Annotated in this window: 16 protein-coding genes and 1 pseudogene; 4 read left to right on the top strand and 13 right to left on the bottom strand. The window is 53.8% G+C overall.

The window, feature by feature from the left end:
- Positions 1-111: 111 nt before the first annotated feature.
- Both AC2A1E_RS06460 and AC2A1E_RS06465 read left to right on the top strand, forming a co-directional pair.
- Positions 112-1,500 (top strand): amino acid permease, encoded by a 1,389-nt coding sequence (locus AC2A1E_RS06460; protein ID WP_484383072.1) that lies wholly within the window; start codon positions 112-114, stop codon positions 1,498-1,500.
- A 629-nt stretch (positions 1,501-2,129) separates the two neighbouring features.
- The gene (locus AC2A1E_RS06465; RefSeq protein ID WP_484383073.1) at positions 2,130-2,711 is read left to right on the top strand and encodes a response regulator transcription factor; all 582 of its coding nucleotides are present in this window, start codon (positions 2,130-2,132) and stop codon (positions 2,709-2,711) included.
- A 94-nt stretch (positions 2,712-2,805) separates the two neighbouring features.
- Here AC2A1E_RS06465 and eno read toward each other — a convergent pair whose 3' ends face one another.
- The 5 genes and pseudogenes from eno to AC2A1E_RS06490 all read right to left on the bottom strand — a co-directional run.
- The gene (gene eno / locus AC2A1E_RS06470; RefSeq protein WP_459401336.1) at positions 2,806-4,101 is read right to left on the bottom strand and encodes a phosphopyruvate hydratase; all 1,296 of its coding nucleotides are present in this window, start codon (positions 4,099-4,101) and stop codon (positions 2,806-2,808) included.
- 84 nt (positions 4,102-4,185) lie between these two features.
- Complete coding sequence (pyrG, locus tag AC2A1E_RS06475) at positions 4,186-5,823, bottom strand: glutamine hydrolyzing CTP synthase (RefSeq protein WP_484383074.1); 1,638 nt, start codon at positions 5,821-5,823, stop codon at positions 4,186-4,188.
- A 364-nt stretch (positions 5,824-6,187) separates the two neighbouring features.
- Positions 6,188-6,982: a nucleoside triphosphate pyrophosphohydrolase gene (gene mazG, locus AC2A1E_RS06480; protein ID WP_484383075.1), complete on the bottom strand. Its 795-nt coding sequence runs from the start codon at positions 6,980-6,982 to the stop codon at positions 6,188-6,190.
- A gap of 59 nt (positions 6,983-7,041) precedes the next feature.
- Positions 7,042-9,276, bottom strand: coding sequence for a GTP diphosphokinase (relA, locus tag AC2A1E_RS06485; RefSeq protein ID WP_484383076.1), 2,235 nt, complete (start codon positions 9,274-9,276; stop codon positions 7,042-7,044).
- A gap of 9 nt (positions 9,277-9,285) precedes the next feature.
- A pseudogene (locus AC2A1E_RS06490) lies at positions 9,286-9,884 on the bottom strand (class I SAM-dependent RNA methyltransferase family protein); the annotation flags it as partial.
- Positions 9,885-9,997: 113 nt separating this feature from the next.
- On the opposite strand from AC2A1E_RS06490, the gene barA reads away from it, so the two are divergent.
- Positions 9,998-12,730, top strand: coding sequence for a two-component sensor histidine kinase BarA (gene barA, locus AC2A1E_RS06495; RefSeq protein ID WP_484383077.1), 2,733 nt, complete (start codon positions 9,998-10,000; stop codon positions 12,728-12,730).
- Between the two features lie 37 nt (positions 12,731-12,767).
- Here the strand turns inward: barA and AC2A1E_RS06500 are convergent, their stop codons facing one another.
- From AC2A1E_RS06500 to AC2A1E_RS06520, 5 genes are all read right to left on the bottom strand, one after another.
- Positions 12,768-13,904 (bottom strand): glycerate kinase, encoded by a 1,137-nt coding sequence (locus AC2A1E_RS06500; RefSeq protein WP_484383078.1) that lies wholly within the window; start codon positions 13,902-13,904, stop codon positions 12,768-12,770.
- A gap of 83 nt (positions 13,905-13,987) precedes the next feature.
- Positions 13,988-14,878 carry a 2-hydroxy-3-oxopropionate reductase gene (gene garR, locus AC2A1E_RS06505; RefSeq protein WP_473191658.1) on the bottom strand — a complete coding sequence of 297 codons (891 nt, stop codon included), beginning with the start codon at positions 14,876-14,878 and terminating at the stop codon, positions 13,988-13,990.
- Between the two features lie 5 nt (positions 14,879-14,883).
- On the bottom strand, positions 14,884-15,657 hold the full coding sequence (gene garL, locus AC2A1E_RS06510) for a 2-dehydro-3-deoxyglucarate aldolase (RefSeq protein ID WP_484383079.1): 774 nt from the start codon (positions 15,655-15,657) through the stop codon (positions 14,884-14,886).
- Between the two features lie 25 nt (positions 15,658-15,682).
- Positions 15,683-17,014, bottom strand: coding sequence for a glucarate dehydratase (gudD, locus tag AC2A1E_RS06515; protein WP_459401328.1), 1,332 nt, complete (start codon positions 17,012-17,014; stop codon positions 15,683-15,685).
- Positions 17,011-18,369, bottom strand: a complete 1,359-nt coding sequence (locus tag AC2A1E_RS06520) for an MFS transporter (protein WP_459401327.1) — start codon at positions 18,367-18,369, stop codon at positions 17,011-17,013. The genes gudD and AC2A1E_RS06520 overlap by 4 nt, the downstream gene beginning before the upstream one ends.
- 503 nt (positions 18,370-18,872) lie before the next feature.
- Between AC2A1E_RS06520 and garD the strand changes: the two genes are divergently transcribed.
- Positions 18,873-20,438, top strand: coding sequence for a galactarate dehydratase (gene garD, locus AC2A1E_RS06525; protein ID WP_484383080.1), 1,566 nt, complete (start codon positions 18,873-18,875; stop codon positions 20,436-20,438).
- A 53-nt stretch (positions 20,439-20,491) separates the two neighbouring features.
- On the opposite strand, the gene AC2A1E_RS06530 is transcribed toward garD, so the two are convergent.
- The 3 genes from AC2A1E_RS06530 to dgt form a co-directional block, all read right to left on the bottom strand.
- The gene (locus AC2A1E_RS06530) at positions 20,492-21,646 is read right to left on the bottom strand and encodes a CdaR family transcriptional regulator (protein ID WP_484383081.1); all 1,155 of its coding nucleotides are present in this window, start codon (positions 21,644-21,646) and stop codon (positions 20,492-20,494) included.
- Positions 21,647-21,823: 177 nt separating this feature from the next.
- Positions 21,824-23,266, bottom strand: coding sequence for a serine endoprotease DegP (gene degP / locus AC2A1E_RS06535; RefSeq protein ID WP_484383082.1), 1,443 nt, complete (start codon positions 23,264-23,266; stop codon positions 21,824-21,826).
- Between the two features lie 386 nt (positions 23,267-23,652).
- Complete coding sequence (dgt, locus tag AC2A1E_RS06540) at positions 23,653-25,170, bottom strand: dGTPase (protein WP_484383083.1); 1,518 nt, start codon at positions 25,168-25,170, stop codon at positions 23,653-23,655.
- Positions 25,171-25,232: the final 62 nt, after the last annotated feature.

The following is a 25,232-nucleotide window of genomic DNA, read 5'->3' on the forward strand; positions in this document are numbered from 1 at the left end:
GCATGACAAAAGGGATATACCCTACAAGTTCGTACTCTGTCCCATCGGGCTCGTTTCCCCGATGTGGGCAGTGCTGCCTGTCCGACAACAACTCTAAAACGGGGAAGCAACATGCGTAACGAAAAAACTCAACTCCGGCGCGGTTTGAACGCACGGCACATTCGCTTTATGGCCTTGGGTTCCGCCATCGGCACCGGGCTGTTCTACGGTTCCGCAGGCGCTATTCAACTGGCTGGCCCTGCCGTCCTCCTGGCCTATCTGGTCGGCGGAGCGGCGGTGTTTATGGTGATGCGAGCGCTGGGGGAAATGGCGGTTCATCAGCCGGTTTCCGGCTCCTTCGGCCACTACGCCAGCCACTACCTTGGCCCACTGGCGGGGTTTCTCACCGGTTGGACCTACACCTTTGAAATGGTGATCGTAGCCCTGGCCGACGTCACGGCTTTTGGTATCTATATGGGGCTGTGGTTCCCGGATGTCGCACAGTGGGTTTGGGTACTGAGCATCATTATGTTTATTGGTGCGCTCAACATGTGCAGCGTCAAAGTATTCGGTGAGATGGAGTTCTGGCTTTCACTGGTGAAAGTCGCGGCCATTGTGGCGATGATCATCGGCGGGGCGGCAGTGATGATGTTTGGCTTCGGCCAAACGCAAGAAGCCACCGGCTTCAGTAACCTGTGGCAACACGGCGGTTTTATGCCAAACGGCATTGGCGGCGTAGTGGCTTCACTGGCCGTGGTGATGTTTGCCTTCGGCGGTATTGAAATTATCGGTATCACCGCCAGCGAAGCGAAAGATCCGGCCACCGTGCTGCCAAAAGCCATCAACTCCGTGCCAATACGCATACTGTTATTCTACGTGTTGACCTTACTGGTGCTGATGGCGATCTACCCTTGGAACAGCATCGGCCAGAAAGGCAGCCCGTTCGTGGAAATCTTCAGCAATCTGGGGATCAGTTCCGCTGCCAACGTGTTGAACGTCGTGGTGATCACCGCCGCTATTTCCGCCATCAACAGCGATATCTTTGGCGCAGGCCGCATGATGTATGGCATGGCTCATGACGGCCAGGCACCAAAAAGCTTCTCTAAGCTGACTGCCAGCGGAGTACCCTGGATGACGGTGTTGGTGATGTCCATCGCGCTGCTGCTGGCGGTGGTACTCAACTATTTCATCCCGCAACAGATCTTCATGATCATTGCGTCAATCGCTACCTTTGCCACCGTTTGGGTATGGCTGATGATTCTGCTTTCGCAGATCGCTATGCGCCGCACGCTCAGCAAAGAAGAAGTCAGCCAACTGAGTTTCCCGGTACCCTGGTGGCCGTTGGCCCCGGCAATAGCAACGGCATTTATGCTGTTTGTGATCGGTCTGTTGGGTTATTTCGAAGCAAGCCGTATTGCACTGTATGTCGGCTTAGTCTGGGTCGCTTTCCTTACTCTGGCTTACTGGCTGTGGGTGCGTAAGAAAAACCCATCAACCGTAGCCTCGGCGCAAAACCTTTAAGAATGGATTTAGCGTGATTTAAACAGACTTAGAGCAGTTCGCTTCGGTGGATTGCACTAAGTCTGCTTTTCAAGCCTTATATTGCCCCCATGATCTCTTGCCGCTTCTCACTACCACTGAAGAATATGATTAATCTGTGTGTGCAAACCACGTAGATTTTAGCGAATACCTTCGATAAGCAACATCAACTCCAGCATGACTTATCTTATTTTACCGGCACGCTTCTTAAACCGCATTAAGCATTTACTTAAAAAATAGCTTCCTCTACTTTTTTATAGAAATAATTATATTACATTCTCGCAAAAACCGAATTGAATACTGTATTTTTACCGAACACTCTTGATGCCAGTATAGACAGCACTCAATGAAGGCGTTCTTATAAATACATTTTATAACAATGAGATATGCTTATCACTATCTTGTTAGCTGGTTGAAATCACTTGCAAAAACTGAAGCGTAAGGAAACATTTGCTTCACTAGTAAAGCATTATACATACATAATATTGATCATTTATTATCAATGATTTTTCCTTTTTATATCTGCCAATTAATTACCAATAAAATAAACCATGACATTATATAGATACTGTGAAACAGTGCGGTTAATTTTCTGAAAAAGGAGAATCAGTGTGGGTATTATTTATATTGACCGCTCGCCACTGTGTCAACTAGGAATGAAGGCACTGCTGGCACAAGATATTTTTTGTTTATCATACCCTTCCACAAACCTGTTACGATCGGAGGAATCCCCACCGAATCTGGTAATAATGAGTTTCCCCGAACAGATTTATCTTTTTGAAGAGTGTCTTCTTTTTCTTAAGAAGCTGAGGACGAACCATCCTAAAATCAAGACGCTATTCTTTATCGACAAAGCATCACCTTTAATCTTGGCGTTGATCGCCCGCGCACGTCCAGATGCGATATTGAATAAGAAAGAAAAGTTAAATGTGGTGCTTGAAATGTGCATGCTCTTGATAGAACAAGAAAGACCAGTAGCCAACGGTCACATGTGGGGAACCCAAAAACCGACGATAATTACGCCTGGTGAAATCATTGTGCTCTGTGAGATAGCGCGTAATGCCAGCATTGGTAACATTGCGCAACGCTTGCATCTGCACCCGAAAACAATCTACTCCCATCTGAACAACGCGAGTAAAAAATTCGGCATTCGCAACCGCGTAGAACTGCTGAAAATGATCGCCATGCTGTAACTCGCTTCAGTCACAGCGCTAGGGGGTCAATCACAATAAAAAACGGGGAGTGTCTAATGACACTCCCCGTAAACAAACGAAGCCGTTATAACGATTACTGACCTTTAACTTCTTTCAGGCCATTGAACGGTGCGCGGTTGCCCAGCGCTTCTTCGATACGGATCAGTTGGTTGTATTTGGCAACGCGGTCAGAACGGCTCATAGAACCGGTTTTGATCTGGCCAGCCGCAGTACCTACCGCCAGGTCGGCGATGGTCGCATCTTCGGTTTCACCTGAACGGTGAGAGATCACCGCAGTGTAGCCTGCATCTTTTGCCATCTTAATCGCAGCCAGAGTTTCGGTCAGAGAACCGATCTGGTTGAACTTGATCAGGATAGAGTTAGCGATGCCTTTATCGATGCCTTCTTTCAGGATCTTGGTGTTGGTTACGAACAGATCGTCACCCACCAGTTGGATCTTGTCACCCAGCACTTTGGTCTGGTAAGCAAAACCAGCCCAGTCAGATTCATCCAAACCGTCTTCGATAGAAACGATTGGGTACTGCTTGGTCAGATCTTCCAGGAAGTGAGTGAACTCTTCAGAAGTGAAGGCTTTGTTGCCTTCGCCAGCCAGCACATATTTGCCGTCTTTGTAGAATTCAGACGCCGCACAGTCCATCGCCAGAGTAATGTCTTTACCCAGCTCATAGCCTGCCGCTTTCACTGCTTCAGCGATCACAGACAGAGCTTCAGCGTTAGAGCCCAGGTTTGGCGCATAACCACCTTCGTCACCCACCGCCGTGTTCATCCCTTTGGACTTCAGCACTTTTGCCAGGTGATGGAACACTTCAGAACCCATACGCACGGCTTCTTTCAGGGTCTTCGCGCCAACTGGCTGAATCATGAACTCCTGAATGTCGACGTTGTTGTCTGCGTGCTCACCGCCGTTGATGATGTTCATCATTGGCAGAGGCATAGAGAATTTGCCTGGGGTGCCGTTCAGTTCAGCAATGTGCTCATACAGCGGCATGCCTTTGGAAGCAGCAGCAGCCTTGGCAGCGGCCAGAGAAACCGCCAGGATGGCGTTAGCGCCAAACAGGGATTTATTCTCAGTACCGTCCAGATCGATCATGATCTTGTCGATGTTAGCCTGGTCTTTGGCATCTTTACCCTGTACTGCCTGAGCAATTGGGCCATTAACCGCAGCAACGGCTTTCAGTACGCCTTTACCCAGGAAACGAGATTTGTCACCGTCACGCAGTTCCAGAGCTTCACGGGAACCGGTAGAAGCACCTGACGGCGCAGCAGCCAGACCCACGAAACCGCCTTCCAGATGCACTTCGGCTTCAACAGTTGGGTTGCCGCGTGAGTCGATGATTTCACGGCCGATGACTTTCACAATTTTGGACATATGGGTTTTCCTCAAGTCACAAGTTAAACTAAAACTCCAGACAAACAACGCGCGGTTTTGGCCGCGCGTTGCTTACTAAAACTCTTATTTCGCCTGACGCTTCTGATACTCACCCGCCGCTTTGACAAAACCAGCGAACAGCGGATGCCCATCACGCGGCGTCGAAGTAAACTCCGGGTGGAACTGGCAAGCAACAAACCACGGATGGTTAGGCAGCTCGATAATCTCAACCAGCTTGTTATCCGCAGAGCGACCGGCAACGCGTAAACCTGCGGCCTCGATCTGCTTCAACAGCATGTTGTTAACTTCATAACGGTGACGATGGCGCTCAACGATGGTTGGCTCGCCGTACATCTGGCGCACCAGGCTGTTATCGGTTAAATGGCATTGCTGCCCGCCAACGCGCATCGTGCCGCCCAAATCGCTTTCTTCGGTGCGCACTTCAACGTTGCCGTCTTCATCACGCCATTCGGTGATTAACGCTACCACCGGGTACTTGCAGTCTGGCACAAATTCGGTTGAGTTGGCATTCGCCATACCCGCAACGTGACGGGCAAACTCGATCAGCGCTACCTGCATACCCAGGCAAATACCCAGATAAGGAATGTTATTTTCACGCGCGTACTGCGCGGTCATCACCTTACCTTCCACGCCACGGTAGCCAAAGCCGCCAGGGATCAAGATCGCGTCCAGCCCTTTCAGGACTTCCACACCGCGAGTTTCAACATCCTGCGAATCGATCAGCTTGATATTAACGGTCAGACGATTTTTCAGACCACCGTGCTTCAGCGCTTCAATGACGGACTTGTACGCATCCGGCAGTTCGACATATTTGCCGACCATGCCGATGGTCACTTCGCCGCCCGGATTGGCTTCTTCGTACACCACCTGCTCCCACTCGCTCAGGTTGGCTTCCGGTGCATTGAGGTTGAATCGTTTGCAAATATAGTCGTCCAGCCCCTGAGATTTCAATAGACCTGGAATTTTATAAATAGAATCAATATCTTTCAGCGAGATAACCGCTTTTTCCGGCACGTTGCAGAACAGAGCGATTTTTGCGCGCTCGTTGGCAGGCACGGTGCGATCGGAACGGCAGATCAACACATCCGGCTGAATACCGATGGAGAGCAACTCTTTAACCGAATGCTGGGTTGGTTTGGTTTTCACTTCACCGGCAGCCGCCAGATACGGCACCAGGGTCAGGTGCATGTACAGCGTGTGCTCACGGCCCACTTCGACCGCCATCTGGCGAATCGCTTCCAGGAACGGCAGGGATTCGATATCACCCACGGTGCCGCCGATCTCCACCAGCACCACATCGTGGCCTTCAGCGCCTTCGATGATGCGTTCTTTAATGGCATTGGTGATGTGCGGAATAACCTGTACGGTTGCGCCCAGATAGTCGCCACGGCGCTCTTTACGCAGAACGTCGGAGTAGATACGGCCGGTGGTGAAGTTGTTACGACGCGTCATTTTGGTGCGGATGAAACGCTCGTAGTGACCCAGATCCAGATCGGTTTCTGCGCCGTCTTCGGTGACGAAAACTTCCCCATGCTGAATCGGGCTCATGGTGCCCGGATCCACGTTGATGTACGGGTCCAGTTTCATGATGGTAACGTTGAGGCCACGGGCTTCAAGAATAGCCGCCAGAGAGGCTGCGGCAATGCCTTTACCCAGAGAGGAGACGACCCCGCCGGTCACAAAAATATAATTAGTTGTCATGCTGAACCTGAGAGTTTAGGTTTAAAGACGATGGAAGAACCAGGACGGGAAAGTAGTATACCCGAACCTCTCTAGACCTACAAACGATCGTTTTGCTATCCATCATCTCTGTCACCGCCGTGAGTTCATCCAGGTTTAGTCAGCCAGCCTCACTCTCTCTGTCTTTTTAAAACAACAGGTTAGCATAAAAACTTGTCGGTAAAATGCCTTCTGCCGTAATAAAACGCCTTACAATTCAGTTTGTTGACTTTTCTGCCATACAATGCGCAATTCAGCAAGATAGGGTGGCGAGCTTAACCGTTTCAGCGTGAGCAAACCTTGTTGCCGATCAAACAAGTGATGCGGTTGAGCCCCCAGACTCAGATTAATTTTCCTGTTGTTTCACTTGCTGCCAGGCTTCTTCCATCTGCTCCAGCGTCGCCTGTTCCATCTTCAGGCCACGCTGCTGCACAATCTCTTCAACCTGGCGGAAACGGCGTTCGAACTTGCGGTTGGCGGCCTGCAAGGCATTTTCTGCCTTATGGCCAAGATGGCGGGAAAGGTTGACCGTGGCAAACAGCAGATCGCCAATCTCTTCTTCCAGCTTCTGCTCATCCACCACCGCCTGCTGCGCTTCGTGCATCACTTCGTCGATCTCTTCATACACCTTGTCCAGCACCGGGCCCAACGTATGCCAGTCGAAGCCGACCGTCGCGCAGCGTTTCTGGATTTTGTGGGCTTTCATCAGCGCGGGCAGCGCATTGGGGATATCATCCAGCGCCGAATGCAGCGCTTTCTCAGCGCGCTCACCGGCCTTCAATTGCTCCCAACGGGCGGAAACCGCTGCGCTGTCGGCGGCATCGGCCTCACCGAAAATGTGCGGATGGCGGCGCTCCAGTTTGTCGCTGATGGCGTTGCAGATCTGGTCGAAATCAAACAGCCCTTGCTCCTGCCCCATCTGGGCATAAAACACCACCTGGAACAACAGATCCCCCAGTTCATCACGCAGATCGGCATAATCCTGGCGCTCGATGGCATCCAGCACTTCGTACGTTTCTTCCAGCGTGTAAGGCGCGATAGTCGCGAAGGTCTGCTGGCGATCCCACGGGCAGCCTGACTGCGGATCACGCAAGGTTTTCATGATGGTCAGCAAGCGTTGCAACGGGGTGGATTGGGTCATAGAAAAATCTCTGAATAATTAAGGGCCCAGCAAGCTGGGCCCTTAGGAAAAAAGGAACATCACTTACCGTGTAGACGCTTAGCGTCAATCACGTCCGGCAACTGGTTAAGTTTGGCTAACACCCGCCCCAGCACCTGCTGGTTGTAGATCTCGATATCCATATCGATGGTGGCCAACTGCTTTTTGGTATCACTCCTGCTGGCGACGCCCAGCACGTTGACCTTCTCGTTGGCCAGTATCGTGGTGATATCACGCAGCAAGCCGCTGCGATCGTTTGCTACCACGCGCACCACCAGCGAATAGCCGCTGGAATAGCTCTCGCCCCACACCGCGTCAACGATGCGCTCCGGCGCATGGGATTGCAGCTCGGCCAGTTGATCGCAATCCGCCCGGTGGATCGAAATCCCCCGCCCCTGAGTGATAAAACCAATGATATCGTCGCCTGGGATCGGCTGGCAGCAACGCGCAATGTGATGCATCAGATTGCCGACGCCCTCCACCACCACGCGCCCATTGTCTTTGCTGCGAGTCGCGGCGGATGGCGCTTTCTGCTGGGTCAACTGACGCAGCGCCTGGCGATCCTGCTCTTCGGCGCTCGGCTTGTTGAGCTTGCCTTGCAGGAAATTCACCATCTGATTCAGGCGGATATCCCCACCGCCAATGCTCGCCAGCACTTCATCCAGCGAATTGACGTTATAGCGAGGGATCAGCAGCTTCTCGGCCTCTTTCAGGCTGATGCCGAGGTGTTCCAGCTCATTGTCCAGCATCTGCCGCCCGGCCAGGATGTTTTTGTCACGATCCTGCTTGCGGAACCAGTTGTGGATCTTCGAGCGCCCACGGCTGGTGGTGATGTAGCCGAGGTTCGGGTTCAGCCAGTCGCGGCTTGGGTTCGGCTGTTTCTGGGTGATCACTTCAATCTGATCGCCCATCTGCAACTGATAGGTGAAGGGCACGATACGGCCGCCAATTTTGGCACCGATACAGCGGTGGCCGACGTCACTGTGAATATGGTAGGCGAAATCAAGCGGCGTTGAACCCGCCGGTAGATCGATCACATCACCTTTCGGGGTAAACACGTAGACGCGATCGTCGAACACCTGGCTGCGCACTTCGTCGAGCATTTCGCCCGAATCCGCCATCTCTTCCTGCCAGGCGATCAGCTTACGCAGCCAGGCAATGCGCTCTTCGTAGCCGGAACGTGCGGTGACTACCGCGCCCTCTTTGTACTTCCAGTGCGCGGCCACGCCCAGTTCAGCGTCTTCGTGCATCTGACGGGTACGGATCTGGATTTCCAGCGTTTTACCGCGTGGCCCAAGCACCACGGTATGAATCGACTGATAGCCGTTGGGTTTCGGGTTGGCGACATAGTCGTCAAACTCGTCCGGCAGATGGCGGAAATGGGTATGCACGATGCCCAGTGCTGCGTAGCAATCCTGCAATCGTTCCACCACCACGCGCACCGCGCGCACATCGAACAATTCATCAAACGCCAGTGACTTTTTCTGCATCTTGCGCCAGATGCTGTAGATATGTTTCGGGCGGCCATAGATTTCCGCCTTGATGCCTTCATCCACCATCGCTTGGTGCAACTCAGCCACGAAATCATCAATAAAATGTTCACGATCGATACGGCGTTCGTGCAGCAATTTGGCAATACGTTTGTATTCGTCCGGGTGCAGATAGCGGAAGCAGAAATCTTCCAGCTCCCATTTCAGTTGGCCGATACCGAGGCGGTTGGCCAGTGGGGCGTAGATGTTAAAACACTCTTTGGCCGCCAGTACGCGTTCGTCTTCCGGCGCATCTTTGACTTCACGCAGATGGGCAATCCGCTCCGCCAGTTTGATCACCACGCAGCGGAAATCTTCCACCATCGCCAGCAGCATGCGGCGCACGTTGTCGACCTGCTCGGAACCCATCGAGTCGTTATGCGTGGCTTTCAGTTGGCGAATGGCGTCCATATCACGCACACCGTGCACCAGCGAAGTAATACCGGAGCCAAAGGCTTCGGTCAGGATGTCTTCCGGCACGATACCGGCGTCCACCAGCGGGAACAGCAGCGCGGCACGCATGCTGTCGTTATCCATGCTGAGGGTTGAGAGGATTTCCACCATTTCCACCCCGCGCCACAGCAACAAGGGGGCGTCAGAATGGCTTTTGGTCTGCTGCTCGCAGTAACGCCAGGTTTCGGCTAATCGCTCACATGACTGCGGGTTAGGTAGCCCCAGGCTGGCAATCCAATCATCAAGAGCGAATTCACCCGCCGTATTCAGATGTGCACTTCTTACCGCGACCATAACTTCTCCCTACTTTGCAGCGACTCCTGGCGTTTTTAGCACCAACGCCATGGATTCAAGATGCCCCGCGTGCGGAAACCTATCCAACATCCGCACGCGGACAAGACGATAACCGGCGTCCAGTAGCACTTTACTGTCACGTGCCAGCATCGTGGGGTTACAAGAAACATAAACCACCCGCTCTGGCGCCAGTTTTACACTCTGTGATATCACTCCAGCCGCACCACCAGCACAGGCAGGATCCAACATCACTTTAATCAAACCCTTGAGCTGCCCAAGGCTGCCGTGCAACATCGTTTTCCAGATTCTGATAGGAAAATGACAGATTACTCAGCAAATTCTTATGCGCATTATATTGCCCATTCGCTACCAGCGTGGCAACACCTTCAATGTCTGCTACCGATTACCCATCCGCAAAATAGGTCCAATATGCGATCATGGGGCTCAATTTCTAACCATTCAAGGGTCTGAGCCACTATTTGCCGATTTATCACAGTATTAAGCTGAATAACCTCGTGCAAACTGAACTCTAAGCGTAGCCCGTCAGCCTGATAATACGGCGCTTCACCGCACAGTTTTTTGAGCCGATCGCAGCCTGGAGCCAAATAATCTTTACCGGGTCGTCACGCGGCGTTTGGGAGAGTAGAATTGCACCATAATTGTCGATTGAGCGCTGGTTCACTAAGCTAGGATTAGCCCAATTCTCCCACATTGGAATCTCATGACCAAATACAGCCTGCGTGCGCGCATGATGATACTGATCCTGGCACCGACATTACTGATCGGTCTGTTGCTCAGTACTTTCTTTGTGGTTCACCGCTACAACGAGCTGCAGGAACAATTAGTTGATTCTGGTGCCAGCATCATCGAACCTCTGGCGGTAGCCAGCGAATACGGCATGACATTCCGCAGCCGCGAATCGGTCAGGCAGTTGGTCAGCCTGTTGCACCGCCGCCATTCCGATATTGTCCGTTCGATTACCGTGTTTGACGCGCAGAACAATCTTTTCGTCACCTCCAATTATCATCACAATTATACCCAGTTGCAGTTGCCGAAAGATGTGCCATTTCCCACCGAACTGATGTTAACCCGGCGCGGTGATTCGTTGATCCTGCGTACGCCGATCCTGTCAGAAAACCCGTATCCAGACGAAACAGCCGGGAACGAAGTGCATGCCGACAACAAGCTTGGCTATGTGGCGATCGAACTGGATCTGAAGTCGGTACGGCTACAGCAATACAAAGAAGTGTTCGTTTCCAGCATGCTGTTGCTGTTGTGCATGTGTATCGCCGTGCTGTTCGCCTATCGCCTGATGCGCGACGTGACCGGCCCGATCCGCAATATGGTCAACACCGTTGACCGTATCCGCCGGGGCCAGCTCGACAGCCGGGTAGAAGGCTTTATGCTCGGCGAACTGCATATGCTCAAAAACGGCATTAACTCCATGGCGATGTCGCTGACCGCCTATCACGAGGAAATGCAGCAGAACATCGATCAGGCCACCTCCGACCTGCGCGAAACGCTGGAGCAGATGGAGATCCAGAACGTTGAACTGGATCTGGCCAAAAAACGGGCGCAGGAAGCCGCACGTATCAAGTCTGAATTCCTGGCCAATATGTCTCATGAGTTGCGCACGCCACTCAACGGCGTGATTGGCTTTACCCGCCAGATGCTGAAAACAACGTTGAGCGCCACGCAGATCGATTATCTGCAAACCATTGAGCGTTCAGCCAATAACCTGCTGACCATCATCAACGACGTGCTGGACTTCTCCAAGCTGGAGGCCGGTAAACTGGTGCTGGAACATATCCCGTTCGCGCTGCGTGAAACGCTGGACGAAGTGATCGTGTTGCTGGCCCCCAGCGCACACGAAAAAGGGCTGGAACTGACGCTGGATGTGCAAAATGATGTGCCTGATCAGGTCATTGGCGATTCTCTGCGTCTGCAACAGGTGATCACCAATCTGCTGGGGAATGCCATCAAATTCACCGAAACCGGCAATATCGATATCCGCATCGAACTACGTAACCAATTGGAGCGGCAGGTAGAGCTGGAAATGCAGATCCACGATACCGGTATTGGTATTTCTGAACGCCAGCAATCACAGCTGTTTCAGGCATTCCGCCAGGCGGACGCCAGCATTTCACGCCGTCATGGTGGCACCGGCTTAGGTCTGGTGATCACCCAGAAGCTGGTGAAGGAAATGGGCGGCGATATCTGCTTCTACAGCCAGTTAAACCGGGGTTCAACCTTCTGGTTCCATATTACGCTCGATCTTAATGAAGGCATGCTGTCGCTACCGCCAAGCCTGCCGGATTTACGTGGCAAAATGCTGGCTTACATCGAAGCCAACCCGACTGCCGCTCAGGCGACGATGAACATGCTGAGCGTCACTCAACTGATCGTTACCCATTCGCCAACGCTGGGGAAACTGCCGAAAAACGATTACGACTTCCTGCTGGTTGGCGTCCCGATCCCCTATCGTGACAGCATCCCTCAGCATCGGAACAAGCTAAACGATGCGCTGAAAATCGCCAACCGGGTGATCCTCGCGCTGCCAAGCCAGTCGCAGGTCGATGCCGAAGAAATGAAAAAGCTCGGCGCGATCGGTTGCCTGATTAAGCCGATCACCAGCAATCGCCTGTATCCACTGCTGCGTATGGAGAGCCAATATCCGCTGGTTGCACCACCGGTACGTAAGCTTCTGCCACTGACGGTGATGGCGGTGGATGATAACCCCGCTAACCTGAAGCTGATTGGTACCTTACTGGCAGAACAGGTGGAAAATACGCTGCTGTGCGGTAGCGGTGAAGAAGCGATTGCGCTGGCACGCGATAACGTGCTGGATATGATCCTGATGGATATCCAGATGCCGAATATTGATGGCATCCGTGCTGGTGAACTGATCCGCCAGATGCCACATCACAACTCCACGCCGATCGTCGCAGTCACCGCTCATGCGATCAGCGGCGAACGCGAGTATCTGTTGCAGGCGGGCATGGATGATTACCTGGCCAAGCCGATCGATGAAGCCATGCTGACGCAGGTGCTGGCCCGTTACCACACCCATGAAGTCGTGCAAGAGGTGATGGCTCCGCGCAATGTATCAGAACAATCCCTGTCGTTAGACTGGCAGTTGGCCCTGCGCCAAGCGGCTAACAAAGAAGATTTGGCCAACGATCTGCTCCAGATGCTGGTGGAGTTCCTGCCCGAGGTCAGTGAACGGGTCAGAGCGCTGTTGGAAGGGGAAGCAGACGACAGTATTCTCGATCTGATCCACAAACTGCATGGCAGTTGCAGTTACAGCGGCGTGCCACGCCTCAAGCAACTGTGTTACTACCTCGAACAGCAACTGCGCCAAGGTGCCAACAGTCACGACTTGGAACCTGAATGGCTGGAGTTATTGGATGAGATAGAGCTGGTCACTACTGAAGCGCGGTTCCATCTGGAATAACGTTGTGCCCCTTTCGATCAGAAAGGGGCAGAGCAATTTACTGTTGTGCCAGTTTGATGAGCGCGGCAATATTGCGCGCCGTCATGCGCACATTTTCCCCGGCATTAGCCAATGCCTCTTCCAGCGTGCAGATGCGGGGCAGCACGCTGAACACCGCGTCCAAACCATGCTGATGCACCACGCTGACATCTGAGCTCAGGCTACCGGCAATGCCAATCACCGGCTTGTGATAGCGCTTGGCCACCCTGGCAACACCGATCGGGACTTTGCCGTTGAGGCTTTGGCTATCAATCCGCCCTTCACCGGTGATCACCAAGGTGGCATCGCGCACCAGTTCATCCAACCCCAAAGCGTCGGTGACAATCTCAATTCCTTGACGCAGATCCGCCCGGCAGAAGGCCAGCAATGCCGCCCCCATGCCCCCAGCCGCTCCCGCCCCGGCGACCTGCTCAACGTCAATATCCAACCAGTATTTGATCATGCTCGCGTAATGCTGCAAAGCGCGATCCAGTTGTTCAACCATCTGCGGCGTGGCACCTTTCTGTGGGCCAAAAATCGCCGACGCGCCGTTTTTACCGGTCAGTGGATTGGTAACGTCGCAGGCAATCTCAAATTTGCACTGGTGGATACGCGGATCCAGCCCGCTGATATCAATGCTCACCAACCCGGCCAATGCTGCGCCACCAAAACCCAGTTCTTCACCTTGACTGTCCAGCAATCGGGCACCCAATGCCTGAACCATGCCCGCACCGCCGTCGTTGGTGGCGCTGCCACCGATGCCGATAATGCAATGCTGAACGCCCTGATCCAGCGCACAGCGAATCAGTTCACCGGTGCCGTAAGAGGTGGTTTTCAGCGGATTACGCCGTTGCCCCGGCACCAACTCCAACCCGCTGGCCGCCGCCATTTCGATAAAAGCGCTTTGCCCATCGCCGGATAAACCAAAAAAAGCCATCACCTTCTCACCCAATGGCCCGGTGACTTCCACGTCAATCTTACGGCCCGAGGTAGCGGCAACCATCACCTCCACCGTTCCCTCACCCCCGTCCGCCATTGGCAGCTTCAGGTAGCTGGCCTGCGGGAAAATTTCCCGAAATCCCGCCTCAATACACGAGGCGACTTCAAACGCAGACAGGCTCTCTTTGTATGAATCCGGCGCAATCACTATTTTCATAAGCTATCAACTCCCAAGCGACCGATCGATAAGGGCCGAGCATCCAGCCCCATCGGATTTAACGGGCGCGACATCGGGTACCCTTATCGGGTGACCTCTGCCTTGGCCAATTTCTCGTAATAGCACGCCAGTGCGCTGTGATCGGCATTGCCAAGGCCATCGGCACGCAGTGCCTGCATCATTTCCATCACCGCGGCGGTCAGCGGCAACTGGGCACCCACGCTATGAGAAGTATCCAACGCATTAGCCAGATCTTTAATGTGCAGATCGATGCGGAAACCCGGTTTGAAATTGCGATCCATCACCATCGGCGCTTTGGCATCCAATACCGTGCTACCCGCCAACCCACCGCGGATCGCCTGATACACCAGATCCGGGTTCACCCCGGCTTTGGTCGCCAGCACCAGTGCTTCCGACATCGCCGCAATATTCAGCGCGACGATCACCTGGTTCGCCAATTTGGTCACATTACCGGCACCAATATCACCAGTATGCACCACCGAACCGGCCATGGTTTTCATTACTTCAAAACAGCGTTCAAAAACCTCTTTGTCGCCGCCTACCATCACCGACAGCGTAGCATCTATCGCCTTGGGTTCACCGCCGCTCACCGGGGCATCGAGCATGGCAATCTGTTTGGCGGCCAGGGCAGTGCTGATTTCACGGCTCGCCAGCGGGGCGATAGAGCTCATGTCGATCAGCACGGTGCCCGCTTTGGCTCCCTCAATAATGCCGTTTTCCCCCAGAGCGACTTCCCGCACCTGCGGTGAGTTCGGCAGCATGGTAATCACGATATCACTTTGTGCCGCCACGGCCTTCGGCGTTGCGGCCACATCAGCACCCAACTCGACCAATTCAGCCACCACGTCGGTATTACGATCCATCACCACCAGTGAATAACCTGCCTTCAGCAGGTTTTTGCTCATGGGTTTGCCCATGATACCCAGGCCAATAAATCCGATTTTCATCCTAATTCCCCTTATTTACCGCTGTGTTTAAAACGATCGCACAATGCCTGTGTGGCACTGCGGAAAACGCCGAGATCGCTGCCAACCGCTACAAAGCGGGCTCCCCATTCCAGATAACGGCGGGCATCGGCTTCAGCCGGGGCCAGAATGCCGCTGGCTTTGCCATGCGCACTGGCGCGCTCGAAAATATGGCGGATCACCGCCTGCACTTCTGGGTGATTCGGCTGGCCGAGATAGCCCAGCGCCGCAGAAAGATCCCCCGGCCCGACAAAGATGCCGTCAACCCCTGGGACTGTGGCAATAGCATCCAGGTTATCCACCCCCAGTTGGCTTTCGATCTGCACCAGAACGGCGATCTGCTCGTTAATCTGAGCAAAATAATCCGGCACGGTGCCGTAACCGTTACTGCGGTGCGCAACCGACACACCGCGGATACCGGCTGGTGGATAGCGGGTTGACGCTACCGCCTGTTGTGCCTGTTCGGCGCTTTCCACAAACGGGATCAGGAAGTTGTAAAAGCCGATATCCAGCAGGCGCTTGATGATGATCGGCTCGTTGCACGGCGGGCGCACCACCGCCGCGCTGTGGCTGCCTTTCAGCGCCATCAGTTGCGGCACAAACGTGCCGATATCATTTGGTGCATGTTCGCCATCCAGCACCAGCCAGTCGAAACCAGCCAGCCCCAACACTTCGGTGGAGATCGGGTTGGCGAGTGCCGACCAGCAGCCGATCAGGGTTTCCCCCTCAAGCAGCGACTGGCGAAAACGGTTATGGCAGCTATTCATGGAGTTTCCTCTGCTCAAAAAATAATTAACGAACCAGGCACGGACGCTTGTTATCAAAGACCCAGTTAGGGATCAGATACTGCATACCCTGCGCATCGTCGCGCGCGCCCAGCCCATGTTTTTTATAAAGCTCATGGCCCTGCATCAACCGATCCTGATCCAGTTCGATCCCCAGCCCCGGCCGTTGTGGAACCGCCACGCGGCCCCCGACGATCTGCAACGGTTCCCGCGTCAGGCGCTGGTTGCCCTCCTGCCAGATCCAGTGAGTATCGATCGCCGCAATGTTGCCCGGTGCCGCTGCCGCCACGTGGGTGAACATCGCCAGAGAAATATCAAAGTGGTTATTAGAGTGTGAACCCCAGGTCAGGCCGAACTCGTGGCACATCTGCGCCACCCGTACCGAGCCCTGCATGGTCCAGAAGTGGGGATCGGCCAACGGGATATCGACCGACTGCAATTGCAGCGTGTGGCCCATCTGCCGCCAATCGGTGGCGATCATGTTAGTGGCCGTCGGTAGCCCGGTAGCGCGGCGGAATTCCGCCATCACTTCCCGGCCGGAGAACCCTTGTTCTGCGCCACAAGGATCTTCGGCGTAAGCCAGCACATGGCGCAGCTGTTTGCCGAGCGCGATCGCTTCCTTCAGCGACCAGGCCCCGTTAGGATCAAGGGTAATGCGCGCCTCAGGGAAGCGCTGCGCCAGCGCGGTGACCGCCTCCGCTTCTTCACTGCCCGCCAGCACGCCACCTTTCAGCTTGAAATCGTTGAAGCCATATTTCTCGTAGGCCGCTTCCGCCAGGCGCACAATACTTTGTGGCGTCAGCGCCTCTTCATGGCGCAGGCGATACCAGTCGCAGGCCTCAGCGGGCTGGCTCTGGTAAGGCAGCGGCGTTTTATTGCGATCGCCGATATAGAACAGATAGCCGAGCATCTCGACCGAATCACGCTGCTGCCCGTCACCCAACAGTGCGGCCACTGGCACATGGAGGAATTGGCCCAGCAGATCCAGCATCGCCGCCTCAATCCCGGTGACCACATGAATCGTGGTACGCAGGTCGAAAGTCTGTAGGCCGCGCCCGGTCGCATCGCGATCGGCAAAACGGTTACGCACCTCGTTCATGACGTTCTTGTATTCACCGAGGGTTTTACCTACCACCAGCGATTGCGCCTCTTCCAGAGTTTGACGGATTTTCTCGCCCCCTGGAATTTCGCCCAACCCGGTGTTACCGGCGTTATCCTGCAAGATCACGATATTACGGGTGAAGAACGGCGCATGGGCGCCACTGAGATTAAGCAGCATACTGTCGTGACCAGCGACCGGCACAACCTGCATGGAGGTAATTTTTGGTGCGGTATTCATCGTCCACTCCTTGTCATAGGTTTCAATTCAATACGTTTGATATCACCGACAATAAACAGGTAGCTGGCCACCGCCATGAGCGCATGAATGCCGACATACACCAGCGCACCATTGAACGACCCGGTAGTGCCGATGATGTATCCGATGGCGATCGGTGTAACGATGCCGGAAATATTGCCGAACATATTGAACAGACCCCCGCTCAACCCGCTGATTTCTTTCGGTGCGGTATCGGCCATCACGGCCCAGCCTAAAGCCCCCAGCCCTTTACCGAAGAACGCGGCGGCCATAATGCCCACCACCATCCATTCGGTATCGACGTAGTTGCAGAAAATCATCGACATCGACAACAGCATGCCCAGCACGATCGGTGTTTTACGGGCGAAGGTCAGTGACTGGGTGCGGCGCATCAGGTAATCGGAAATCACGCCGCCGAGCACTCCACCGATAAAACCGCAGATTGCCGGAACCGAAGCGACAAAACCCGCCTTGAGGATCGACATGCCACGCGCCTGCACCAGATACACCGGGAACCAGGTGATAAAAAAGTAGGTCATGGCGTTGATGCAGTATTGGCCAATATACACGCCAATCATCATGCGTGACTGCAATAGCTGCTTGATCTGGAACCACTTCTCGCCTTTGACCTTCTGCTGTTTTTTCTGTTGCTGATCCATGTTGATCAAGGCACCACCGGCTTCGATGTAATCCAGTTCGGCCTGATTGATGCTCGGGTGATCTTTAGGATCGTGCAGCACTTTGAGCCAGACAAAGCTCAGGATGATGCCCAATCCCCCCATAAAGAAGAAGACGTGTGACCAACCCACCGCATGCGTCAACCAGCCCATGATCGGCGCGAAGATCACCGTGGCAAAGTATTGTGCCGAGTTGAAGATCGCTACCGCTGTGCCGCGCTCATGGGCGGGGAACCAGGCAGCCACAATCCGGCTGTTGCCGGGGAAGGATGGCGCCTCCGCCAGGCCGACCAGGAAGCGCAGTGCAAACAGCGCGACCACGATGCCAAAACCACTGAAGATATCAACGAAGCCTTGTAATAAGGTAAACAGCGACCAGATGAAGATGCTCCAGAAATAAACCCGCTTCGAACCGAAGCGATCCAGCAACCAGCCACCGGGGATCTGCCCGATCACATAAGCCCAGGAAAACGCCGAGAAGATATAGCCCATCCCAACCGGATCGAGGCCAATATCCTGGGCCATCGAAGTACCGGCAATAGACAGCGTGGCACGATCGCCATAGTTAAATGAGGTGACGATAAACAACATCACCACGATCCAATAACGCTTATTAGTTCTTTTTATTATTGCACTGCCCTCAGTGCTGATAGTAGACATGGTGCTCTCCTGAATGATAGCCGTAGCTATATTCATCCTGAACGATTCTCAGAACGAAATGGTTTAATTAATTGCGGCCTGTTTGAGCAATTCGATTAATATAAATACGGCGCTGGCAATTTTTAAACGCAATAAATCCTGCTGGTATCAAAGTATAGAGATCACGCCACGCAGACTCATCGGGCAATACCCCAATAATTCCGACAATATCAGGGGTAATTTATGGCATCCGCCCAAAATGACGTTGGCTGGCTCACGGAATCACCTACCGCCCACCGCGGCGTGAGCCATCTCACAGCCAACTGGACCAATGCCAAAGAATAGCGCTCAGAAACCACAGAATATAGGTCATCTGCATAATGCCTGGCAGACCGGTGAACGCTATAATTCTCCACGAGCAAGACTTTCGATTATGACTTACGGCGCACAATATAAACCCGATACTTTTCAAGTTGCGGCTTGCAAGATAATGGGGATAACAGGTTAGGGTATGTGAGGTTTCAATGTCCGAAGTTAATCGTATTAAAGAAACACCGTTATATATAAAAGTTCACCCGCAGGATAACGTGGCTATTGTGGTCAATAATAACGGACTGGCTAAAGGAGAAATATTCCCCTGTGGGCTGACGTTATTGGAGCATATTCCGCAGGGGCACAAAGTGGCGTTGCAGAATATCCCTGAAGGTGGCGATATCCTGCGTTACGGCGAGGTGATCGGTTTTGCTCAGCGAGATATCCTCCGTGGCAGTTGGATTGACGAGTCGCTGGTGACGCTACCGCCTGCACCCGAGCTGGCCAGCCTACCGCTCGCTAACCAGGTGCCGCAGACATTGCCCCCCTTGGAAGGCTATACCTTCGAAGGTTACCGCAATGCTGATGGCAGCGTTGGCAGCAAAAACCTGCTGGGCATTACCACCAGCGTACACTGCGTAGCCGGTGTGGTGGATTATGTGGTGAAAATCATTGAACGCGACCTGCTGGCGAAATACCCGAACGTTGACGGCGTGGTGGGCCTGAATCACCTTTACGGCTGCGGCGTCGCCATCAATGCGCCCGCCGCGGTGGTGCCGATCCGCACCATCCATAACTTGGCGCTCAACCCTAACTTTGGTGGCGAAGTGATGGTGGTGGGCCTCGGTTGCGAAAAACTACAGCCCGAACGCCTGCTGTTAGGCACCGAAGATGTGCAGCCGATCTCGCTGGATGAAAATCATATCGTTCGCCTACAGGATGAAAAGCATATCGGTTTTCAGGCAATGGTGAGAGATATCCTGCGCGTCGCCGAACAGCATCTGCAACGGCTGAACCGCCGTCAACGGGAAACCGTCCCCGCATCAGAACTGGTGGTGGGTATGCAATGCGGCGGCAGCGATGCGTTTTCCGGGGTCACCGCCAACCCGGCGGTAGGCTTTGCCTCCGACTTACTGGTGCGTTGTGGCGCCACCGTGATGTTCTCAGAAGTGACCGAGGTACGCGATGCGGTTCACCTGCTGACGCCACGGGTCGTCGATGAGCAGGTTGGCAAGCGCTTACTGGAGGAGATGGCCTGGTATGATGATTACCTGAGCAGTGGCCAAACCGATCGCAGTGCCAACCCCTCTCCGGGCAACAAAAAAGGCGGCCTGGCAAACGTGGTGGAAAAAGCGCTGGGCTCGATCGCCAAATCCGGCAGCAGTGCGATTGTCGAAGTGTTATCCCCCGGCCAACGCCCCACTAAACGCGGCCTGATTTATGCCGCCACTCCTGCCAGCGATTTTGTTTGTGGCACCCAGCAGTTGGCGTCCGGTATCACGGTGCAAGTGTTCACTACCGGCCGGGGAACCCCCTACGGCTTGACTGCCGTGCCGGTCATCAAGATGTCCACGCGCAGCGCACTGGCAGAACGCTGGCACGACTTGATCGATATCAACGCAGGCACCATCGCCACCGGTGAAGCCACCATTGAGCAGGTGGGCTGGGAGTTGTTTGAACTTATTCTGGCGATCGCCAGTGGGCGGAAGAAAACCTGGTCGGATCAATGGGGGCTGTACAATGCCTTGGCGGTATTTAACCCCGCACCGGTGACCTGAGTCATACCCCGCAGTTGAGCGCCGCTGGTGGCCGGTCAACTGCGGGATACCACTCAGTTATCATTCAGTTGCAAACCAACATACAGCAGCAGACGCGCATCAAAATTAGCCAGGTTCAACCCGGTCAGTTCTGAAATGCGATTCAAACGATATTCCAGCGTATTGCGGTGGATATAGAGCGCCTTGGCGGTGGCAATAGGTTGCACGTTGTTCAGGAACCAGGCATTTAAGGTACGCAACAGTAGACCGTTGCTATCCATGGCCTTCAGACGTTCCAGTGGTCGTGCCAATTCATCAGCCTGCCAACCGCTGCGCAGGCTGCCCAACAACACTGGCAACATCAGATCCTGATAGTAATAAGCCCGTTGGCCCGGCATGCGCTGCTTGCCAACCGCCATGGTGGTACGCGCCGTGCGGTAAGAACGCACCAGACTGCCTGGGCCACTGAAATAGTTACCCAGCGCAATACGCACGCGCAAACGGCTACTTTCATTCATACGTGACAGCAGGTTTTCTACCCGCCGCCGATGATTTTCCGCATCCCATTGCCCATGGTTATTCAACGCTGGCTTAAGTACCACCATCTCGCTGAGGGAAACGATGGCAATCAGATTGTCACGCTCCGGCATCGTCAGCAAAGCCTGTAGCTGCTGTAATTCGGCCATGGCGCTATCTACCCCCAGTTGACCACTGTCAACCTCGACGACCGCCGCAACGCGAGGTTGGTCAGGATCAATTCCCAATCGGTGCGCCCACTCCATCAGGGCGGGTGACAGCTCCTCGGTGCGGATCAGGTTGAGCACCAGCTCTTCGCGAAAGCGGCTGTCCTGCGCCAGTATGCTCATCAGGCGTGCCTGCTCCAGCATCATCTCTGCGGTCATGCAGACCAGCTCACCGAACTGACGCAGCTGTGCCGGATTACCAGTCAGACCGATAACCCCAACAATTTTACCGTTGATACGCAATGGCAAGTTGATACCAGGGCGAACACCGTGCAAATGGCGGGCAACGGCATCGTCAATATCCACCACTCTGGCCTGTGATAGCACCAATAATGCCCCTTCATGCAGCTCCCCCAAGCGTTCATGATCGCCGCTGCCGATAATGCGGCCACGGGTATCCATCACATTGACGTTGCTGTCAATGATTTGCATGGTACGAGTGACAATTTCCTTGGCTAGTGTGGCATCGAGATGATATTCCGCCATTGCGTCTTGTCCCTATCGGATATTACACAGGCAGCCAGCATACCGGGGCACCTGCCCCTGAACATTGTGCATATGCACGAATACGGTTTAAACATGATGTTAATTGTGCTGCGACTCACAATTTAGCCGCATAAAAAAGGCACACCGTAGCGTGCCCTGTGTGGTAACGAGAAAGTCTTACTGCATCAGCAGATACAGCGTCGAGTCGCCACGTTGGATGTTCAGCGCCAGCACCGAAGGTTTACTGTCGAGGATTTTACGTAATTCACCCAGGTTCTCTACCGGCTGCTGGTTCACACCGAGGATCAGGTCACCTTTCTTCAGGCCAATGCGCGCCGCAGCACTGCCAGCCTTCACATTGTCCACTTTCACCCCTTTCTGAGGGCCGGTGCCGTTGCTCAGTTCAGCCCCTTCGATACCGGTATAGATATTGCCGGATTCAACCTGAGCCTGACTGCTTTGTTCCAGCGTCAGTTCAACCGTCAACGGTTTGCCGTCACGGATCAGGCCCAGCGACATTTTGGTGCCAATTGGCAGGGTGCCGATTTCTGCACGGAACGAAGCGAAGCTGGAAATCGCTTTACCGTTCAGAGTTACGATCACATCACCCGCCTTGATACCGGCTTTCTCAGCGGAAGACTTCGGCATCACCTGGCTGATGAACGCACCACGCTGAGCATCAACTTTCATCGCCTGCGCCAGTTCGGAGTTCAGTTCCGTCCCCATGATCCCCAACTCGCCGCGTTTCACCTGGCCGAATTCCACCATTTGCGCCGTCAGGTTTTTCACCATATTGCTTGGGATTGCAAAGCCGATACCGATGTTGCCACCGTCCGGTGCCAGAATCGCGGTGTTGATACCAATCAGTTCACCGTTCAGGTTCACCAGCGCACCGCCAGAGTTACCACGGTTAATTGCCGCGTCGGTCTGGATAAAGTTCTCGTAGTTTTCGATATTCAAGCCGCTACGCCCCAGCGCAGAAACGATACCGGAAGTCACCGTTTCCCCCAGGCCATACGGGTTACCGATCGCCACGGTGTAGTCACCCACACGCAATTGCTCGGAATCTGCCATCTTGATGGCCGTCAGGTTTTTGGCCTCTTTCAGTTGGATCAGCGCGATATCGGAGCGCGGATCCTTGCCGATCACTTTAGCTTCAAAGCGGCGGCCATCGCTCAACTGCACCTGGATCTTGCTGGCGTTATCTACCACGTGGTTGTTGGTTACCACATACCCTTTGGCGGCATCGATGATGACACCGGAACCCAGAGCCTTAAAGGTTTCCTTGGTGCCCTGATCGCCACCAGGGCCACCTTGGCCGCCCTGACACATCGGTGACCCCTGGAACGGTGAACCATCCTGGCAGAACGGTGAATCTTCACCAAAGAACTGCTGGAACTGTTGCGGCATTCTCTGTTGTGAACTCACCGGAGTGCTGCCTTCAACGTTAATGCTCACCACGGAAGGCATGACTTTTTCCAGCATCGGGGCCAAGCTCGGCAATTGCTGCATACTAGGGGAAGCAGATGCCGTTTCTGCGGCGTTGGCAGCCACTACCGGCCCCATTGCCATACCAATGCTGAATGCCAGGGCGCTTAAAGCTAATGCGGTTTTTTTCATCTGTGAGTCTCTTTAAAGTCGTTCAAGAAATACTGCGAATTTGTGTCTATTCAGAGCCTATTAAAACACCGAAGTTCCGGCCCTGAGCGGTGGCTAATAGTAAATAAATATTGTCCGTCTTTACAAAACTCGAAATAATACGTCGAACTGGCCATGACAACGATAAAATAAGACATTTCGTAGTGAGTTTATACCCAAAATAATTCGAGTTGCTTGTAGGCGGCAACTGAATGACAAATCGGTCAAAGACCGATTTGAACAGCGCTTGCGCTGGCCCGCAGGGTGAGCCTCTCTGAGGCTCATAATCCCCAGGAGCTTACTCAGGTAAGTGACTGGGGTGAACGAAGGCAGCCAACACCCAAGCAACTTGAAGTATGACGGGTATATTATTCTGCTGCCATTAAGCGACGATATTCATCATAGGCATAAAGATCGGTCATTCCGCTGATATAATCCTGCAATAACCGTGCGCGGAAATAATATTCTCTGATCGCCTGTTGCTCGGCAGAAAGATGCTGCAAGCCCTCTACCGCTTCCATGTAAGCCAGCCGATGTTTGGTGGAAAGCTTGTGGAACAACCGCGTTTCGATCGGGAATGCCCGGTGGCTATCATCCCGTACCAACTGGCTGAAATCCGCCAGCGACATCGCCAGCAAGGGGCTATAGATATCCAGCAGGCCGCTGATCACCCGGTAGCCTTGCAGTTCAAGCTGCTCCACCTCTGGGTGATTGAATACATGCTTGAAGGCCACGTTTTTAAAGATTTCCAATAATTTATACACCGGGCCGGAATCTCCCAGCAGCGCGCCGTTAAAGTGGCCGTGAAAAACCGCGTCCAGATTATCGATAAAACGCTGTGCGGCATGCGGCACCAAACGTGCCACGGTGAATACCCGCAGGTACATAAAGAATTGATCTTCTGAACTTCGGCGCGCGCCGCCGCGATCGATTTTACGGAATGCACTGGCGATGGTTTTATCAAACAGATCCCCAGGAGCAACCTCACCCCATTCCTGCGTTAAATGTTGATACAATTGCTCGACGGTAAAAATGTTTTTTTCCACCGCATCTTCCAGATCGGCCACGCAATAAGAAATATCATCAGCGGCTTCCATAATATAAGTCAGAGGGAAGCGATCGAATTCCCCCATATTCAATTCGCGCCGTAAACGATCGACAAAGGCTTCTTCCGCCAGATAAAAACCCGGCTTTTTCATCAGGTAACTGTGGCTGGCCGGGATGTCGCTCGCCCAATAGGCCGGGCGGGTATATTTCAGGATACAGCCGACTTGCGCATAGGTCAGGTTCAGCTTCAGCAAGGTATACACCAGCCGGATCGCCTGAGCATTGCCTTCGAAATGGCTGAGATCCTGACGGATGCGACTGCGCAGCCGGTTCAGATCGCTCTCCCCGTCACGCAAGCGCAGCACATCAACCAGACAACGTTCATGGCTACTGGGCTCGCTGCCGCAGTTGGCCGGATCGAGACGCTGGCGGAACCAGTCGTTAATCGCCGATTCACCGAAATGACCAAAGGGCGGATTACCAATGTCGTGCATCAGGCAGGCCATTTCCACAATGCTTTCAAACGGATCGAGCAGTTTGGTCAGGCCGAGCGTATCAATACGCTGGTCCTGTTTGAAACGGTTGAGGATCTCTTTGGCAATATGCCGCCCCACCTGCTGCACTTCCATCGAATGGGTCAAGCGGCTACGCACTGCGGCGTTGCGTTCCAGCGGGAACACCTGTGTTTTTTGCTGCAAACGGCGGATCGCCGCGGAATTGACGATACGCCCGCGATCGCTCTCAAACTGCCGGACGATGTCGTACTCTTCTTCGGCTTCAATCGGCTTGCTGAATGGCCGCTGGAAGCTGATCTTCTGCTTAAAGTCGATCCCGGACATCTGTTTCTCCCAACGTTGAGCATTCCCTCCGTGATAACAATTCCCGGCAGCAGATGCAACGG

The sequence above is a fragment of the Serratia sp. HNCC26DJ206 genome, from assembly GCF_057180605.1.

Bases quoted from the DNA above. Each gene is read 5' to 3' on its own strand.
- degP (WP_484383082.1), bottom strand. From the start codon at position 23,266: ATGAAAAAAACCGCATTAGCTTTAAGCGCCCTGGCATTCAGCATTGGT.
- AC2A1E_RS06530 (WP_484383081.1), bottom strand. From the start codon at position 21,646: ATGGCGGAATATCATCTCGATGCCACACTAGCCAAGGAAATTGTCACT.
- relA (WP_484383076.1), bottom strand. From the start codon at position 9,276: ATGGTCGCGGTAAGAAGTGCACATCTGAATACGGCGGGTGAATTCGCT.
- eno (WP_459401336.1), bottom strand. From the start codon at position 4,101: ATGTCCAAAATTGTGAAAGTCATCGGCCGTGAAATCATCGACTCACGC.
- AC2A1E_RS06460 (WP_484383072.1), top strand. From the start codon at position 112: ATGCGTAACGAAAAAACTCAACTCCGGCGCGGTTTGAACGCACGGCAC.
- barA (WP_484383077.1), top strand. From the start codon at position 9,998: ATGACCAAATACAGCCTGCGTGCGCGCATGATGATACTGATCCTGGCA.
- AC2A1E_RS06520 (WP_459401327.1), bottom strand. From the start codon at position 18,369: ATGTCTACTATCAGCACTGAGGGCAGTGCAATAATAAAAAGAACTAAT.
- mazG (WP_484383075.1), bottom strand. From the start codon at position 6,982: ATGACCCAATCCACCCCGTTGCAACGCTTGCTGACCATCATGAAAACC.
- pyrG (WP_484383074.1), bottom strand. From the start codon at position 5,823: ATGACAACTAATTATATTTTTGTGACCGGCGGGGTCGTCTCCTCTCTG.
- garL (WP_484383079.1), bottom strand. From the start codon at position 15,657: ATGAATAGCTGCCATAACCGTTTTCGCCAGTCGCTGCTTGAGGGGGAA.
- garD (WP_484383080.1), top strand. From the start codon at position 18,873: ATGTCCGAAGTTAATCGTATTAAAGAAACACCGTTATATATAAAAGTT.
- AC2A1E_RS06500 (WP_484383078.1), bottom strand. From the start codon at position 13,904: ATGAAAATAGTGATTGCGCCGGATTCATACAAAGAGAGCCTGTCTGCG.
- gudD (WP_459401328.1), bottom strand. From the start codon at position 17,014: ATGAATACCGCACCAAAAATTACCTCCATGCAGGTTGTGCCGGTCGCT.
- dgt (WP_484383083.1), bottom strand. From the start codon at position 25,170: ATGTCCGGGATCGACTTTAAGCAGAAGATCAGCTTCCAGCGGCCATTC.